Below are 14,264 nucleotides of genomic sequence, written 5' to 3' on the forward strand. Positions count from 1 at the left end.
GACCGGAAGGAGCGCGACCGTGAGCGAATCACGCCGCACGGAGAAGGCGACCGCCGTCGCCGCCTGGGAAGCACTGTTCCGGGCGCAGGTGACCGTGATGCGGAGCCTCAACGCGGACTTCCCCGGCGGTGAGATCTCCTTCAACGAGTACGACGTCTGCTTCAACCTGTCGACACAGCCGGGTCGCCGCTGCCGCATGCGCGACCTCACCGGGCACCTCCTGCTCACCCAGCCGAGCGTCAGCCGCCTGGTCGACCGCCTGCTCGCCCGTGGGATCGTCGAGAAGCAGCCGGACCCCACGGACGCCCGTGGCGTCATCGTCGCCTTGACGCCGCACGGCTTCGACGTCTACCGACAGGTGGCCGTGCAGCACGCCGCGAGCATCGCCCAGCAGGTCGGTGCCGGGCTCTCGGACGCCGAGCTGCGCACCCTCACCGAACTCTGCACGAAGCTCCGCGTGGCGGTCGGGTCGACCCCGGCCCGGCGACCCGCTCGGGCGCTGGCCGACGCCGACACGGTGACGGCATGACCGGCGCCGTCGTCTGGCTGCGGGACGACCTGCGCCTGGCCGACAACCCGGCCCTGCGCGCCGGTATCGACCACGGCGGGCCCCTCACCGTGGTCTACGTCCTCGACGGCGAATCGGACGGCATCCGTCCCCTCGGCGCCGCGAGCCGCTGGTGGCTCCACCACTCGCTGACCGCCCTGGACGCCGAGCTGCAGGACCGCGGCTCGCGACTCGTCCTGCGTCGCGGTCCCGCGGCCGATGTCGTCGACCAGCTCGTCACCGACGCCGACGCCGACGCCGTGTTCTGGAACCGACGGTACGGGTCCGCGGAACGCGACCTCGACACCGGCATCAAGAGCGCCCTGCACGACCGTGGGGTCGAGGCCCACAGCTTCGCCGCGAACCTGCTCTGGGAACCCTGGACCGTGCTCACCGGACAGGGCGAGCCGTACAAGGTCTTCACGCCGTTCTGGCGCGCGGCCCAGGCGATGCCCGAGCCGCGGCACCCGCTGCCGAAGCCCCGTGACCTGCCCGACCCGACCGGGGTCGCGAGCGACACCCTCGACGACTGGGGCCTGCTCCCGACGAAGCCCGACTGGGCGGGTGGGCTCCGCGACGCATGGGAGCCGGGCGAGCTCGGCGCCCACCGTCGACTCGAGCACTTCGTCGACGACGCGCTCGAGGACTACGACCAGCGCGACGAACCCGCCATGGCGGCCACGAGCGACCTGTCCCCGCACCTGCGCTGGGGCGAGGTCAGCCCGTACCAGGTCTGGCACCGCCTGCACGGTCGGCTCGAGCCGGAACAGCGCCAGAACGCCTCGGCGTTCCTGCGCCAGCTCGCGTGGCGCGAGTTCAACTGGAACGAGTACTTCCACTGCGAGGACATCACGACCGTCAACGTGCGTCGTGAGTTCGACGCGTTCCCGTGGCGCGACGCGTCGGAGGACGAGGTCGACCGCTGGCGACGGGGGACGACCGGGATCGACCTCGTCGACGCCGGCATGCGCGAACTCTGGCACTCCGGTGCGATGCACAACCGCGTCCGGCTGGCGACCGCGAGCTTCCTGGTGAAGAACATGCTCGTCGACTGGCGGGTGGGCGAGCAGTGGTTCTGGGACACCCTGGTCGACGCCGACTCGGCCAACAACGCCGCGAACTGGCAATGGGTCGCCGGGTCCGGGTTCGACGCCGCGCCGTACTTCCGCGTGTTCAACCCCGATCGACAGCTCGAGCGGTTCGACCCGCACCGCGAGTACGTCCGGCGGTGGGTCCCCGCCGACGAGGACCGCCCGGAGCCGATGGTCGACCTGAAGGCCACCCGGCAGCGCGCGCTCGACGCCTACGACCAGATGCGCCGGTCGTGAGCCCACAGCCGTCCGTCGACCCGGCCGTCGTCGAGCAGGTCGACGCCGTCTTCCGGGAGCGTGTCGAGCGCGGCACGGCGCCGAGCAGCGTCTGGGGCGTGTTCGACCGCACCGGCCTCGTCGCGTCGGGTGGGCACGGCGACCGGGGCGACGGACGCCGGCCGGACGCCGACACCGTCTACCGCATCGCGTCCTGCACGAAGAGCGTCACCGCGGCCACGCTCCTGACCCTCGTCGCCGACGGGCGGCTCGACCTCGACGCCCCGGTCACCGCGTTCGTGCCGGCCTTCGCCGCGGTCGCCCTGCCCGGCCCGGACGCCCCGGTGCCGACCGTGCGGATGCTGCTGACGATGTCCGCCGGGTTCCCCACCGACGACCCGTGGGCGGACCGGCAGGAATCGATGCGCGACGACGAGCTGGACGACGTCCTGCGCGACGGACTGCTGTTCGACTCGGTGCCGGGCACCCGCTTCGCCTACTCGAACACCGGCTACGCCCTGCTCGGCCGGGTCGTGGCCGCCGTCACCGGCCGTCCGTTCCCCGAGGTCGCCACCGACACGGTGCTCCGGCCGCTCGGACTCGACCGGACGGTGTTCGCGGCCGAGCACGCCACCGGGCACGTCGTCACCGGCTTCCGCCCGCACGAGGGGACGTGGGAGCCCCTGCCGTCCACGGGGCCCGGGGCGTTCTCGTCGATCGGCGGGCTCTTCTCCACCGTCGCCGACCTCGCCCGGTGGGGCGCACACCTGGCCTCCGCGTCCTCGGACGCCCCGGAGACCGGACCGGTGTCGCCGGCCGACCGTCGCCTCATGCAGCAGGCGATGCGGGTGGTCCCGCCGTCTGTCGTGCCGACCTCGACCCGGGCGACCGCGTACGGCTTCGGGTTGTTCGTCGAGCAGGACGACCGGTTCGGCGAACTCGTGTCGCACTCCGGCGGGTACCCCGGGTTCTCGGCACACATGCGGTGGTCCGTGCGCGACGGCCTCGGCGTCGTCGCGTTCGAGAACGCCACGCAGGCCAAGGTGTCCGTCGCCGCACAGCAGGCGCACGACCTCGTCCTCGCGGCGGCTGCGGCCGACGACGAGGTGCACGCCGGCGGCGGTGCGGCCGCCGCAGCCGTCGGGGTGCAGGCGACCGCCCGTGCGACGCGGGCGGCGCAGGTCGCCGTGACGGGCCTCCTGGCCCACTGGCGCGACGACGTGGCGGACGCGATCTGCACGCCGAACGTGGCGATGGACGTGCCGTACGACCGACGGCGGCGTGCCGTCGCGGCCGCGGTCGCCGAGGTCGGGGCGGACCTGACCGCCGCGCCGGTGCAGGAGCAGTCCTCCGCGCCGTCGCACCTGCGCTGGTGGCTGCCGGGCAGCAGCGGCCGACTGCGGATCGAGCTCCGCCTCGCGCCCCTCGCCGCCGGGCGGGTCCAGACCCTGACCGTCGTCGCCGAGCCCGCCGAGCGCTGACCGCCGTCGTCGCCCGCGGGCCAGACCCGCAGCGCTTCCGCGCGCCTGCCGGCCCACTGATATACTTGCCGTCTACATGTAACCGGTCGAGCGACCGCCGCCCACCGACGGAGAAGCGATGCCCAGGAAGCCCGACCCCACGCTCAAGCCGGCGATCCTCGAGAAGGTCACCGAGCACCTGCTCGACACCAAGCTCGAGGACGTCTCCGTCCGCAGCCTCGGCCGGGTCCTCGGCACGAGCGCCTACCCGATCGTGTACCACTTCGGCACACGAGAGGCCCTGATCCAGGCGGTCGTCGACCACCTCGCCGAGACCGTCACCGCCGCCGACCTCGACCCGGCGTCGGACCACGCAGCGCTGACCGACTGGCTCGTCACGACCTTCGGCGGCCTCGACCACCCGGAGCGTGCGCTCGCAGCCCGACTCACCTTCGAGCTCGGCTCGGTCGAGGCGCTCGACGGCCACCGCCACCAGCACGCCGCACACCGCTGCCGGGTCGAGACGATCACCGCGTGGGTCGTCGCCCACGGCACTCCCCCGGACGACGCCGAGCTCCTCGCGCAGGACGCCGTCCTCGCCGCGCGCGGCGCACAGTGGGGGTCCCTCGTCGATCCCGAGCACACCGACGTGGACGCAGCCCTCCGGGCGGTCGCGGACGAACTGGCCGCGAGCACCGGAGCCGTCCGGGCCTGACGACGACCACACCGACGACGGAGCGGTCCGGCGCCGACCACCCCGCTGCGGGGACGACGACGGGGCACGGTGCCGTCGGCACCGTGCCCCGTCGTCAGGGTCGGGTCAGCGTCGTGGCCCGTCGCGCACGTCTCAGACCGTGACGAAGGACTGCGACTTCGCGTTGGCGAAGCGCGCCGCGACGTTCTCCCAGTCGACGATGTTCCAGACGGCCTTCACGTAGTCGGCCTTGACGTTGAGGTAGTCGAGGTAGAAGGCGTGCTCCCACATGTCGAGCAGGAAGATCGGCACGAGACCGAACGGCACGTTGGCCTGCTGGTCGAACAGCTGGAAGGTGGTCAGCTTCTGGCCGACGGTGTCCCAGGCCAGGACGGCCCAGCCGGAGCCCTGGATGCCGTTCGCGACGGCGGCGAACTGCGCCTGGAACTTCTCGAACGAACCGAAGAACTCGTCGATCGCCGCGGCGAGCTCGCCCTCGGGGACCTTGGTGTCCGGGCCGAGGTTGGTCCAGAAGATCGAGTGGTTGACGTGGCCACCGAGGTGGAACGCCAGGTCCTTCTCGAGCTTGTTGATCGCACCGAAGTTGCCCGACTCGCGAGCCTCGCCGAGCTGCTGCAGGGCGGTGTTCGCGCCGGTGACGTAGGCCTGGTGGTGCTTGTCGTGGTGCAGCTGCATGATCTTGCCGCTGATGTGCGGCTCGAGTGCGGCGTAGTCGTACGGCAGCTCCGGCAGGGTGTACTCAGCCATGTGAGTTCCTTTCGATCAGTGGGTTGCGGATGGGATCCCGCGGCTCACGAGAGCCGGGAACGATCGGTGAGGGAGTGGAATTCCCGGTTGTGGTAGACCAGCGGCTCGCCGCGGTCGAGTCCGACGATGATGTCCAGGACCTCGGCGACGACGACGGTCGAGCTGCCGATGGGGGTCGTGGACAACGGGCGGCAGCGCAGTGCACTCGCGGCGCCGGGCAGGTAGCGGTCGCCGGAGGGCAGCGTCCCCCAGATCGGGTCGTCGGCGGCCGGGCTGCCGGTCGAGGCGAAGCGACGGGCGAGGTCGACGCCGCGGGAGTCGACGAGGTGCACGACGAACACGGGGGCACCGAGCACGACGCCGGCGGAGCCGGAGTTCGTCGAGAGCGAGAACACCAGGACCGGCGGGTCGACGGCGACGCTCGCGACGCTCGAGGCGGTCAGTCCGGTGGGGCCGTCGGGCCCCTCCGCCGTGATGACGGCGACTCCGGCCGGGTGGCCGCGGAAGGCGGACTTGTACGCGTCGGCGATCGTCGCGGGGGCTTCGTCGGGCATGGTGTTCGTGGTCGTTCCTCCGGTGGGGGTGGTCACCACGCGGTGGCCAGGTCCCAACGTATGACCTGAACCATGGTTGAGGTCAACGATTCACAGGTTCGGCGGCTCCCGGGCGTGCCGCACGGGCCCCGCCGCGCCCCGCGCAACGCGTCGCCGGGCTCGGCGGAGGGACTTCGTGAGCAGGAACGGTCGGGTCGCTCGCGGCGACCCGACCGCTTCTGCTCACCGAGCGCGCACCGGCCGGCCCCGGCGCGAGCGCGCACGGCAGCCCGGGCGCGCACGGCCCGGCGTCAGCGGCGCTTGAGCATGACGACCGCGCCGGCGGCAGCGACCACCATGAGCACGGCGGCGACGCCGGCGGTGATCGTCACGCCGGAGTCGAAGGCCGCACGCGCCGACTCCAGGAGCGCCTGCCCCGCCGGGCCGCCGAGCGTCGAGGCCGCCGACACCGCGCCGCCGAGGGTCTCCTGCGCCGCGACGTGCGCCCCGGCCGACAGCCCGTCGGGCACCAGGACGTTCGCGCGGTAGGTCGTCGCCAGGATCGTGCCGAGCACCGCCGTGCCGAGGACGGCGCCGATCTCGTACGCCGTCTCGGACATCGCCGAGGCGGCCCCGGCCTTGTCCGCCGGCGCGGTCGAGATGATGAGGTCGTTCGTCACCGTCTCCGACGCGCCGATGCCGATGCCGAGCAGGACGAACGCGAACGCCAGCGCGGCGATCGACGCGTGGTGCCCGAGCACGGCGACGAGCGCGTAGGCCGCCGCCGAGAACAGCAGCGAGACCGACACGACCCAGCGCGGCGCGACCCGGGCGACGACCGGCACCACCGCGAGCCCGGCGATGATCGTGAGCACGGACCCCGGGATGAGCACGAGTCCGGAGGCGAACGGGTCGAGGCCGGCGACGAGCTGCAGGTGCTGCGCGATGAAGAACAGGAACCCGGTCAGCGAGAACATCGCCGCGAGGTTCATGAGCACGCTGCCGGTGAAGGCGGTGCTGCGGAAGAGCCGGAGGTCGAGCATGGGCGTCCGGGAGCGCAGCTGCCGCCGGACGAACGCGATGCCGCAGACCACGCCGACGGCGAGCAGGGCGACGGCGAGCCCGCGCTCCTCGGGGTGCACGACGGACTTGATCGCCCAGACGGTCGGCGCGAGGGCACCGAGCGACAGCACCATGCTCGGCACGTCGACAGGGCCGGGCAGCGGGTCCCGCGACTCCGGCACGCAGAACGGCACGCCGACGAGCATGAGCACGAGGATCGGCACCGCGACCACGAAGACGCTGCCCCAGTGGAAGTGCGCGAGCAGGGTCCCGCCGACGAGCGGACCGAGTGCGTTCCCGGCGGCGAACATCGTCGACCAGACGGCGAGCGCCATGCGCCGCTCCCCCGCGTCGACGAAGACGTTGCGGATGATGGAGAGCGTCGCCGGCATGAGCATCGCACCGAAGACCCCCATCGCGACCCGGGCGGCGACGAGCATCCAGGCGTCGGTGGCGAACGCTGCGGCGACCGAGAACAGGGCGAAGCCGGTGGCCCCGATCACCAGGATGCGGCGCCGGCCGATGCGGTCGCCGATGCTGCCCATCACCACGAGCAGGCCCGCAAGCACGAGCGGGTAGGAGTCGACGATCCAGAGCTGGGTGGCGGCGTCGGGCTCGAGCGCCCGGCTGATGGACGGCAGCGCGAAGCTCAGCACGGTGTTGTCCACCGAGATGAGCAGCACCGGCAGCATGAGGACGGCGAGCGCGAGGAAGCGTCGGGCGCGGCTCCCCCGGACACGGGTGGCGACGGGGCTGGTGAGCAGTGCGGACACGGCGGACTCCTGGGACTTCGAGCCGGACCAGGTCGACGGCGGGTGGTACGTGGGGCAGACGAGACGGGACGCGGGATGGACACGCGCCCCGTCAGGACTCCGTTAGTGTACCGTCTGGACGGTTTTGGTTGCAACCGCAACCAAGCGCCGGTCGGGAGGCTCGTCACCAGACCGCCCCGCGCCTCCCGTCCGTCAGGCGCTCGGTACCGGGTCGGGCCGCCGTCCGCAGCGCGCGCCGCGGGGGGCGTCGCGCTAGGCCGACTCCCGCAGGAGCAGCCGGTGCCGGACCGTCCGCTGGACCTCCGGACCGGAACGCGGCAGCTCCCCCGCCAACATGCCGAGCGCGAGGTCGATGGCCGCACGCGCGACCTCGTCGAGGTCGACCGCGAGCGTCGTGAGCGTCGGCGCCACGAGCTCCCCGAGCGGCAGCCCGTCCACCCCGACCACGCGCACGGCGCCCGGCACGTCCACCCCCGCACGTCGGCAGGCCTGCAGGACGCCGAGCGCCGTGACGTCGTTGAACGCCACGAACGCGTCGAGCCGACGGAACCGACCGAGCGCCCGTGTCGCCTCGGCCGCACCGCACTCCGCCGTCGCCTGCGCGGCGTGCACGAGCTCCGGCAGGTACCCGCGGCGGCGCAGGGCATCGGTGACGAGCGCACCGCGGACGCTCGGCCGGCCGGCCTCGGAGTGGTCGAGCACCACCGGGTGCCGCACACCGGCGGCGACCAGGTGGTCGGCGAGGGCCTCGACGGCGTCGGTGGGGTCCAGCCGCACCGCTGCCGTCGACGGTTCGGTGTGCGGGTCGAGCTCCACCATCGGGACGGTGCCGAGCAACGCGTTCCAGCGCTCCCGGCGGGCGCCGAGGTACCCGATGACGACGTCGGTCTGGGCACCGAGCGCCTGCACCATCCGGTCGGCGTCGCTCGCCAGGTCGACGTCGGCGAGCATGACGTTCCAGCCCTGCTCGGCGGCGAGCCGGAAGACCGCCGACGCGAGCTGCGGTGTATAGGGGTTGCGCAGGTCGTTGACGACGAGACCGAGCTGGTGGTCGCCGCCGGTGACGAGGCCGCGGCCGAACCGCGACGGACGGTAGTCCAACCGCTCGGCCGCCGCGAGCACGCGCTCCTTCGTCGCGGCACTGATGCCGCTCAGGCCGTTCACCGCGCGCGTGACCGTCTGCCGCGACACCCCGGCGGCCGCGGCGACGTCGAGGATCGTCGCGCGGCCGCCGGGTGCGGCGCCTTCGGTCAGTCGCGGAGGTCCAGCCATGCCACCTGTTCCGGGGTGAGGTCGACGGAGAGGCCCGTCATCGAGGACCGGGCCTCCGCGATCGTACGCGGACCGAAGAGCGGGAACGTCGGGAACGGCTGGTGCAGCACGTACGCCAGGGCGATCGCGGTGGCCGGCACGCCGAACCGCTCGCCGAGCTCGGTCGCGCGGCGGAGCCGCTCGAAGTTCGCGTCGCTGTAGTAACAGCGCACGAGCTCGGCGTCGCTGGTGTCCTCCGGCTTCGCCCGCCCGGTGAAGAACCCGCGTGCCTGCGACGACCACGGCAGCAGCGGGACCTGGCGCTCCTCGAGCCAGGCCTTCGACGCGGCGTCGGTCGCGTGCACGCAGCCGTCCCACGGCACGTCGTACGCCTCGGCGAGCCCGAAGTGGTTGCTGAGCACCTCGAACCCGTGCTTGCCGTTCGCGCGCGCCCACGCGTTCGCCTCGTCGAAGCGCGCGGTCGTCCAGTTCGAGCCGCCGTAGACCCGGATGCGGCCGGCGCGACGGTGCTCGTCGAGGACGTCGACGAACTCCCCCACCGGGATGTCCGGGTTGTCCCGGTGCATCATGTAGACGTCCGCGTAGTCGGTGCCCTGGCGGTCCAGGCTCTCGAGCAGCTGCCTCGTCAGCGACTCCGGGTCGCAGAAGGGCGTGTGCGCGCCCTTCGTGATGACGACCACGTCCTCGCGGATCCCGCGGTTCTGGATCCACCGGCCGAGGCGCCCCTCGAGCACGCCGCCGCCGTAGACGTAGCCGGTGTCGAAGACGTTGCCGCCCTGCTCGACGAACAGGTCGAAGATCGCGCTGGCGTGGGCCAGGTCGGGCTGGTTGTCGACGCCCATCACCAGGCGGGACAGCTGCTTGCCGACGCCCGGGACCTCGCCGTACCGCATCGGGTTGCCGGCGCGGTCCGGCTCGTGGGCGGCGACCGTGAGCGGCCGGCCGGACACGGTCGGGATGTCCGCGGTCTCGGCCTCGAACGGGTAGCGGAGACCGATCGCGGCACGCCACCGGTCGAGCGTGCGGGCCGTCGCGAGGGACTCGTCGAGCGTCATCTGCGCCGCGTCGACCGACCCCGTGCGCAGGGCGTCGGTGGTGGCGTCGGCCTCGAGCGCGTAGGGGTGCGCCCCGGGGAAGGTCAGCGTGCGGGGGTCCTCGTCGACGGTGTGGACCTGGATCGTGGGGGCGTCGCCGAGGGTCCACGGGTCGGTGAGCACGATGCGCCCGCGGCTGCCGTGCACGGTGACGGCGTTGTCGTCCTGCACGCGGACACCCGTGCGGACGGACGCGGTGATGCCGCCCCGGTAGGTCAGCTGCGCGACGGTCCACTCGTCGACCCCGGTCGGGCCGAGGGTGCCGTGCGCGCTGAGCTCGGTGGGCTCGGCGACGGCGACGCCGGTGGCGGCCTGCACGACCGCTGCAGCCATGGTCACCGGGTAGCCACCGACGTCGAGGATGCCGCCGCCGGCGGTGTTGACGTCGAACAGCCGACCGGTGCGCTCGCCCGCCCGGAAGGCGAACGCGGCGTCGACGTGCGTGACCTCGCCGACCGCACCCTCGCGCACGAGGTCGAGCAGTGCGGCGGTCTGCGGGTGGAACCGGTACATGTAGGCCTCGACGAGGGGCAGTCCGGCCTGCCGTGCGGCGTCCGCCAGCGCCATCGCGGTGCCGTGGTTCGGCGCGAGCGGCTTCTCGCAGAGCACGGCCTTGCCCGCCTCGAGCGCGGCGAGCACGAGTGCGGCGTGGCCCGTGTGCACGGTCGAGACGTAGACGGCGTCGACGCGGGGATCGGCGAGGGCGTCGGTGTGGGTCCCGGCCGCGACGTCGGCGAAGCCGTGCCCGACGGCCTCGTCGGCGAAGGCCCGTGCCCGCTCCGCCGACGTGCTGCCGGCGGCGGCGAGCACGGCACCGGACGCGCTGGCCGGCAGCTGGGACAGGAAACGGCGTGCGATCTGGCCGGGGCCGAGGACGGCCCACCCGGGGGTCTGCTCGCCGGTCGGGCTGTTGCTGGAGGTGGTCGCGGTCTGCGCTGACATGCGGATCCTTGTCGTGTCGTGAACCTTCACGGTCCCGTCGACCGTAGCGTCCCGAACGCGCCGGATCAACGGTTCGCGGCCACAGACGGCGTGTCCCCTCGTGGTGCACGGCAACGACTTCGTGAACGTTCACGAGAACCGGTGCCCGAAGCCGTGGACGCACGCGCGCTGGGGGCCGCTCCCGCATGGCAGACTCTCGGCATGGCCAGTGCCCGTGACCGCGTCCTCGACAGCTTCGTCGCCATCGTGTGCGAGGAGGGCGAGCGTCCCGCGACCCTCGACGCCGTCGCCGCCCGGGCCGGGGTGTCGAAGGGCGGACTGCTCTACCACTTCGGGTCCAAGGCGGCGCTGGTCGAGGGGCTCTGCGAACGGCTCTCCGACCTGTCCGCGATCGACGTCGAGCGGATGCGCGAGGCCGAGGACGGGCCCGCCCGCTACTTCGTCCGCAACTGCCTGTTCGTCGGCAGCGAGCTCGACCTCGTGCTCCTCGCCGCGAGCCGCCTGCAGCAGGCCGGGTACGAGGAAGCCGGTCGGACCCTCGACGACACCGAGAACGCGTGGCTCGAGACCCTGGTCGAGGCCCTCGGCGACGAGCCGACGGCCCAGGCGGTGAAGCTCCTCGGCGACGGCCTGTACCACCAGGCGTCGCTCGGGGCCGCGAGCGACGTCCGGCCGCACCGCGGCAGCGTCGACATGGAGCCGCTGCTCACCGTCGTCGACCGGCTCATCGCGACCCGACCCGGAGCGTGAACCGGCGTCCCCGCTCCTGGGGATAGACTGGGCGACGTTCCACTCGTCGACACCCGGAGGTATCCCGTGGGCCGCGTCATCGCCGCTGTTTTCTCGATCCTGCTGCTGCTGGTGTCGATGTACCTGTTCGGGTTCGCCTTCCAGGTCGAGTCCGGCCAGGCCTTCGTCTTCATGGCCGGCGTGCTCCTGATGAGCCTCTCGTTCTTCCTGCCGATCCACGTGTTCGGCAAGCGGTAACCAACCCGCACGACGGAACGGCCCCGCACCTCTCCGAGAGGCGCGGGGCCGTTCTGCGTGGTCGCACCGTCGGTGCGCGGTGTCGTGCCGGACTACGCCAGGACGCGCAGGGTCCGGAGGGTGACGGCCGTGCTGATCGCGGCGTGCGCAGCCTCGGCCCCCTTGTCCTCCTTCGAGTCGGGCAGCCCGGCCCGGTCGAGGCCCTGCTGCTCGTCGTCCAGCGTCAGCACGCCGAAGCCGACCGGCTTGCCGGTGTCGATCGCGACCCGGGTGAGCCCGCTCGTCGCCGCGTCGGAGACGTACTCGAAGTGCGGGGTGCCGCCGCGGATGATCACCCCGAGGGCGACCGCGGCGTCGAACCCGGCCTCGAGCGCGGTCTTCGCGACCACGGGCAGTTCGAAGCTCCCCGGGACCGGGATGACGTCGGCCGTGGCACCGAGGCGCTCGACCTCGCGCTGGGCCCCGGCGAGGAGCCCCGCCGCGATCTGGTCGTGCCACTGCCCGGCGATGATCGCCACCCGGATTCCGCTGCCGTCGACCTGGTCGCGGTCTGCCGCGCCTGCTCCGCTCATCGTGTCGTTCCTTCCGTGGGCACGGCATCGGATGCCGCCGCCCGGTCTGCCGCGTCCAGCCACTCGGCGAGCGCGGCGATGGTGATGACGGGCACGCCCTCGCGTGCCCCGAGTGCGACGAGCGCCGGCAGCCGCATCATGCCGCCGGCCTCGTCGACGATCTCGCAGATCGCCGCGGCGGGCCGGAGCCCGGCCGCGGTGACGAGCTCGATCGCTGCTTCGGTGTGGCCCGCGCGTTCGCGGACCCCGCCCGGGCGTGCGCGCAGGGGCACCACGTGTCCGGGGCGGTGCAGGTCGTCACGCCCCGACGTCGGGTCGGCCAGGACGCGCAACGTGTGTGCTCGGTCGTGGGCGCTGATGCCGGTGGTGACACCGACGGCGGCGTCGACCGTCACCGTGTAGGCGGTGCCGCGGACGTCCTCGTTGTGCTGCACCATCGGCGGCAGGTCGAGGGCGTCGGCGATCTCGGTGCTCACCGGCGCGCAGATGAAGCCCGACGAGTGTGCGACGGTCCAGGCGATCCACTCGGGGGTCGCGAGCTCGGCGGACAGGATGACGTCGCCCTCGTTCTCGCGGTCCTCGTCGTCGACGACGATCACCGGGCGCCCCGCCGCGACGGCGGCGATCGCCTCGGGGACGCTCGCCAGCCCTGCGGCGGCGACCGAGGTCGTGGTGTCGGGCGCCCCGGGGCGCTGGCCGGTCTCCGTGACCATCACCGGGCCTCCTGTGCGGGCGCCGTCGCGGCGTCGAGCCGCAGCATCCGCCGGACGTGACGGGCCAGGACGTCCGTCTCCACGTTCACCCGGTCGCCGGGGACGCGGAGTCCGAGGGTCGTCGCCTCGAGCGTCTCGGGGATCAGGCTGACCTCGAACCAGGCGGCGTCGGGGGCGGTGTCCTCCGGCGAGACCGCGCTGACCGTGAGCGAGACGCCGTCGAGGGCGACCGACCCCTTGTCGACGATCAGCGGGCTGAGCGCCGGGCTGAGCGAGAAGCGCACACGGCGCCAGCCGTCGCCGTCGGCCGTCTCGAGCACGGTCGCCGTGCCGTCGATGTGGCCCTGCACGATGTGTCCGCCGAGCCGGTCCCCGACCGACGCGGCACGCTCGAGGTTCAGGCGGTCCCCCACGCGGAGCGCACCGTGGGCGCTCATGTCGAGGGTCTGCTTCATGACGAAGGCGGTGAAGGTCTCGGGGGTCTGCTCGACGACGGTCAGGCAGACGCCACTGGTCGCGATCGAGTCGCCGTGCCGGGCGTCCTGCACGACGACGGGGCCGTGCACGGTGAGCGCGACGGAGTCGCCCTGCTGCTCGACGGCGGTGACGGTGCCGAGTTCCTCGATGATGCCGGTGAACACTGGTGTCCTCTCAACGGGACTCCGGGGGCGTTCGACGATCGTCGGCATCGACGGACGACACGCCACCACGGGTCGTGGGACGTCCTGTCCGTCAGCGCGCCTCCCATCCGGACTCTCACCGTCGGTCCCGGATTTCCACCGGGTCAACCTCAGTCGGGTTCGCACCCGTCATCAGTTCGTGGACTGTCACCACCGGTTCGGAATTACACCGACCCCGGAGCGCTTGCGTAGTCCGAACGATACCCCACCCGGTCCTGGGTGCGTGCGGGTGTGACGGAGGGCGGCTGCGGGGCGGGGCGGAGCTGGCGGTCGGTCGGACGGTCGGGCCGTCGGGCGGTCGCCGCACTTTGCGACGGACCACGCGACGATCGACACGTGTGCTGTCGGAAGGTGCACGTGCATCCGATGCGTCGACACCTTCCGACAGAGCACGCGTCGATCGACCGGTGCTTCGTCGGTGGATGCACACGCACACCCGCATCCCGGACACGCCGGCGAGGGGCGCCGCTGCTGCGCGACGCCCCTCGTCGACCCGACGGTCAGTGCCGACGACGGAGCACGAGCGTGCCCGCACCGGCGAGGAGCAGCAGGAGCGCGAACCCGAGGGGCAGCACCGGCGAGGACGCTCCGGTGTAGGCGAGCTGCCGCTGGCCGGCACCCTCGGCTGCCGTCGTCGCGTCCCCCGCCGCCAGGGTGGTCGTCCCGCCGACGGTCGCTCCGGTGGTGCGGACCACCGAGGTGGTCACCACGGCCGGAGTGGAGGCCCGGGGCACGTCGGTCGTGCCCGTGGACGTCCCGGGGGTGGTCACGGTGCCGGGCGTGGTGCCGTCGCCAGGGGTCGTGCCGTCACCAGGAGTGGTGCCGTCACCAGGAGTGGTGCCGTCACCAGGAGTCGTACC

15 protein-coding genes and 1 riboswitch are annotated in these 14,264 nt (G+C 72.8%); of the genes, 6 read left to right on the plus strand and 9 right to left on the minus strand.

All coding sequences use genetic code 11. From position 1 onward, the window contains the following. Positions 1–19: 19 nt before the first annotated feature. From BIU97_RS14830 to BIU97_RS14845, 4 genes are all read left to right on the plus strand, one after another. Positions 20–529: a MarR family winged helix-turn-helix transcriptional regulator gene (locus BIU97_RS14830; RefSeq protein ID WP_175472223.1), complete on the plus strand. Its 510-nt coding sequence runs from the start codon at positions 20–22 to the stop codon at positions 527–529. Continuing rightward, positions 526–1,875, plus strand: a complete 1,350-nt coding sequence (locus BIU97_RS14835) for a cryptochrome/photolyase family protein (protein ID WP_071261111.1) — start codon at positions 526–528, stop codon at positions 1,873–1,875. The genes BIU97_RS14830 and BIU97_RS14835 overlap by 4 nt, the downstream gene beginning before the upstream one ends. After that, positions 1,872–3,335, plus strand: a complete 1,464-nt coding sequence (locus BIU97_RS14840; protein WP_071261109.1) for a serine hydrolase domain-containing protein — start codon at positions 1,872–1,874, stop codon at positions 3,333–3,335. Before BIU97_RS14835 ends, BIU97_RS14840 begins: the two co-directional genes overlap by 4 nt. Before the next feature lie 118 nt (positions 3,336–3,453). Beyond that, a complete protein-coding gene (locus BIU97_RS14845) occupies positions 3,454–4,029 on the plus strand; it encodes a TetR/AcrR family transcriptional regulator (protein WP_071261104.1) in 576 nt (191 codons plus the stop codon). 132 nt (positions 4,030–4,161) lie between these two features. Here BIU97_RS14845 and BIU97_RS14850 read toward each other — a convergent pair whose 3' ends face one another. The 5 genes from BIU97_RS14850 to BIU97_RS14870 all read right to left on the minus strand — a co-directional run bounded on the left by BIU97_RS14850 (position 4,162) and on the right by BIU97_RS14870 (position 10,452). Continuing rightward, the gene (locus tag BIU97_RS14850) at positions 4,162–4,776 is read right to left on the minus strand and encodes a superoxide dismutase (protein ID WP_071261102.1); all 615 of its coding nucleotides are present in this window, start codon (positions 4,774–4,776) and stop codon (positions 4,162–4,164) included. 44 nt (positions 4,777–4,820) lie between these two features. After that, positions 4,821–5,330, minus strand: coding sequence for a flavin reductase family protein (locus BIU97_RS14855; RefSeq protein ID WP_071261098.1), 510 nt, complete (start codon positions 5,328–5,330; stop codon positions 4,821–4,823). A 290-nt stretch (positions 5,331–5,620) separates the two neighbouring features. After that, positions 5,621–7,144 carry an MFS transporter gene (locus BIU97_RS14860; protein WP_071261096.1) on the minus strand — a complete coding sequence of 508 codons (1,524 nt, stop codon included), beginning with the start codon at positions 7,142–7,144 and terminating at the stop codon, positions 5,621–5,623. A 252-nt stretch (positions 7,145–7,396) separates the two neighbouring features. Further along, on the minus strand, positions 7,397–8,416 hold the full coding sequence (locus BIU97_RS14865) for a LacI family DNA-binding transcriptional regulator (protein WP_071261094.1): 1,020 nt from the start codon (positions 8,414–8,416) through the stop codon (positions 7,397–7,399). Beyond that, positions 8,395–10,452 carry an aldo/keto reductase gene (locus BIU97_RS14870; RefSeq protein WP_071261082.1) on the minus strand — a complete coding sequence of 686 codons (2,058 nt, stop codon included), beginning with the start codon at positions 10,450–10,452 and terminating at the stop codon, positions 8,395–8,397. The genes BIU97_RS14865 and BIU97_RS14870 overlap by 22 nt, the downstream gene beginning before the upstream one ends. Positions 10,453–10,653: 201 nt before the next feature. Between BIU97_RS14870 and BIU97_RS14875 the strand changes: the two genes are divergently transcribed. Further along, positions 10,654–11,202, plus strand: a complete 549-nt coding sequence (locus BIU97_RS14875; RefSeq protein WP_071262041.1) for a TetR/AcrR family transcriptional regulator — start codon at positions 10,654–10,656, stop codon at positions 11,200–11,202. A 66-nt stretch (positions 11,203–11,268) separates the two neighbouring features. Beyond that, positions 11,269–11,439: a hypothetical protein gene (locus tag BIU97_RS18180; protein WP_017888559.1), complete on the plus strand. Its 171-nt coding sequence runs from the start codon at positions 11,269–11,271 to the stop codon at positions 11,437–11,439. A gap of 92 nt (positions 11,440–11,531) precedes the next feature. Here BIU97_RS18180 and ribH read toward each other — a convergent pair whose 3' ends face one another. The 4 genes from ribH to BIU97_RS18185 form a co-directional block, all read right to left on the minus strand. After that, positions 11,532–12,011 (minus strand): 6,7-dimethyl-8-ribityllumazine synthase, encoded by a 480-nt coding sequence (gene ribH, locus BIU97_RS14880; protein ID WP_071261080.1) that lies wholly within the window; start codon positions 12,009–12,011, stop codon positions 11,532–11,534. Further along, positions 12,008–12,724: a 3,4-dihydroxy-2-butanone-4-phosphate synthase gene (ribB, locus tag BIU97_RS14885; protein WP_083404831.1), complete on the minus strand. Its 717-nt coding sequence runs from the start codon at positions 12,722–12,724 to the stop codon at positions 12,008–12,010. Before ribB ends, ribH begins: the two co-directional genes overlap by 4 nt. Then, positions 12,724–13,365 carry a riboflavin synthase gene (locus BIU97_RS14890; RefSeq protein ID WP_071261078.1) on the minus strand — a complete coding sequence of 214 codons (642 nt, stop codon included), beginning with the start codon at positions 13,363–13,365 and terminating at the stop codon, positions 12,724–12,726. The genes ribB and BIU97_RS14890 overlap by 1 nt, the downstream gene beginning before the upstream one ends. 91 nt (positions 13,366–13,456) lie before the next feature. Beyond that, positions 13,457–13,591, minus strand: a riboswitch (FMN riboswitch). Between the two features lie 313 nt (positions 13,592–13,904). Further along, a partial coding sequence (locus BIU97_RS18185) for an LPXTG cell wall anchor domain-containing protein (protein ID WP_217640115.1) occupies positions 13,905–14,264 on the minus strand: 360 nt, incomplete at its 5' end.

The sequence above is a fragment of the Curtobacterium sp. MCBA15_009 genome, from assembly GCF_001864895.1.
Lineage (GTDB): Bacteria > Actinomycetota > Actinomycetes > Actinomycetales > Microbacteriaceae > Curtobacterium.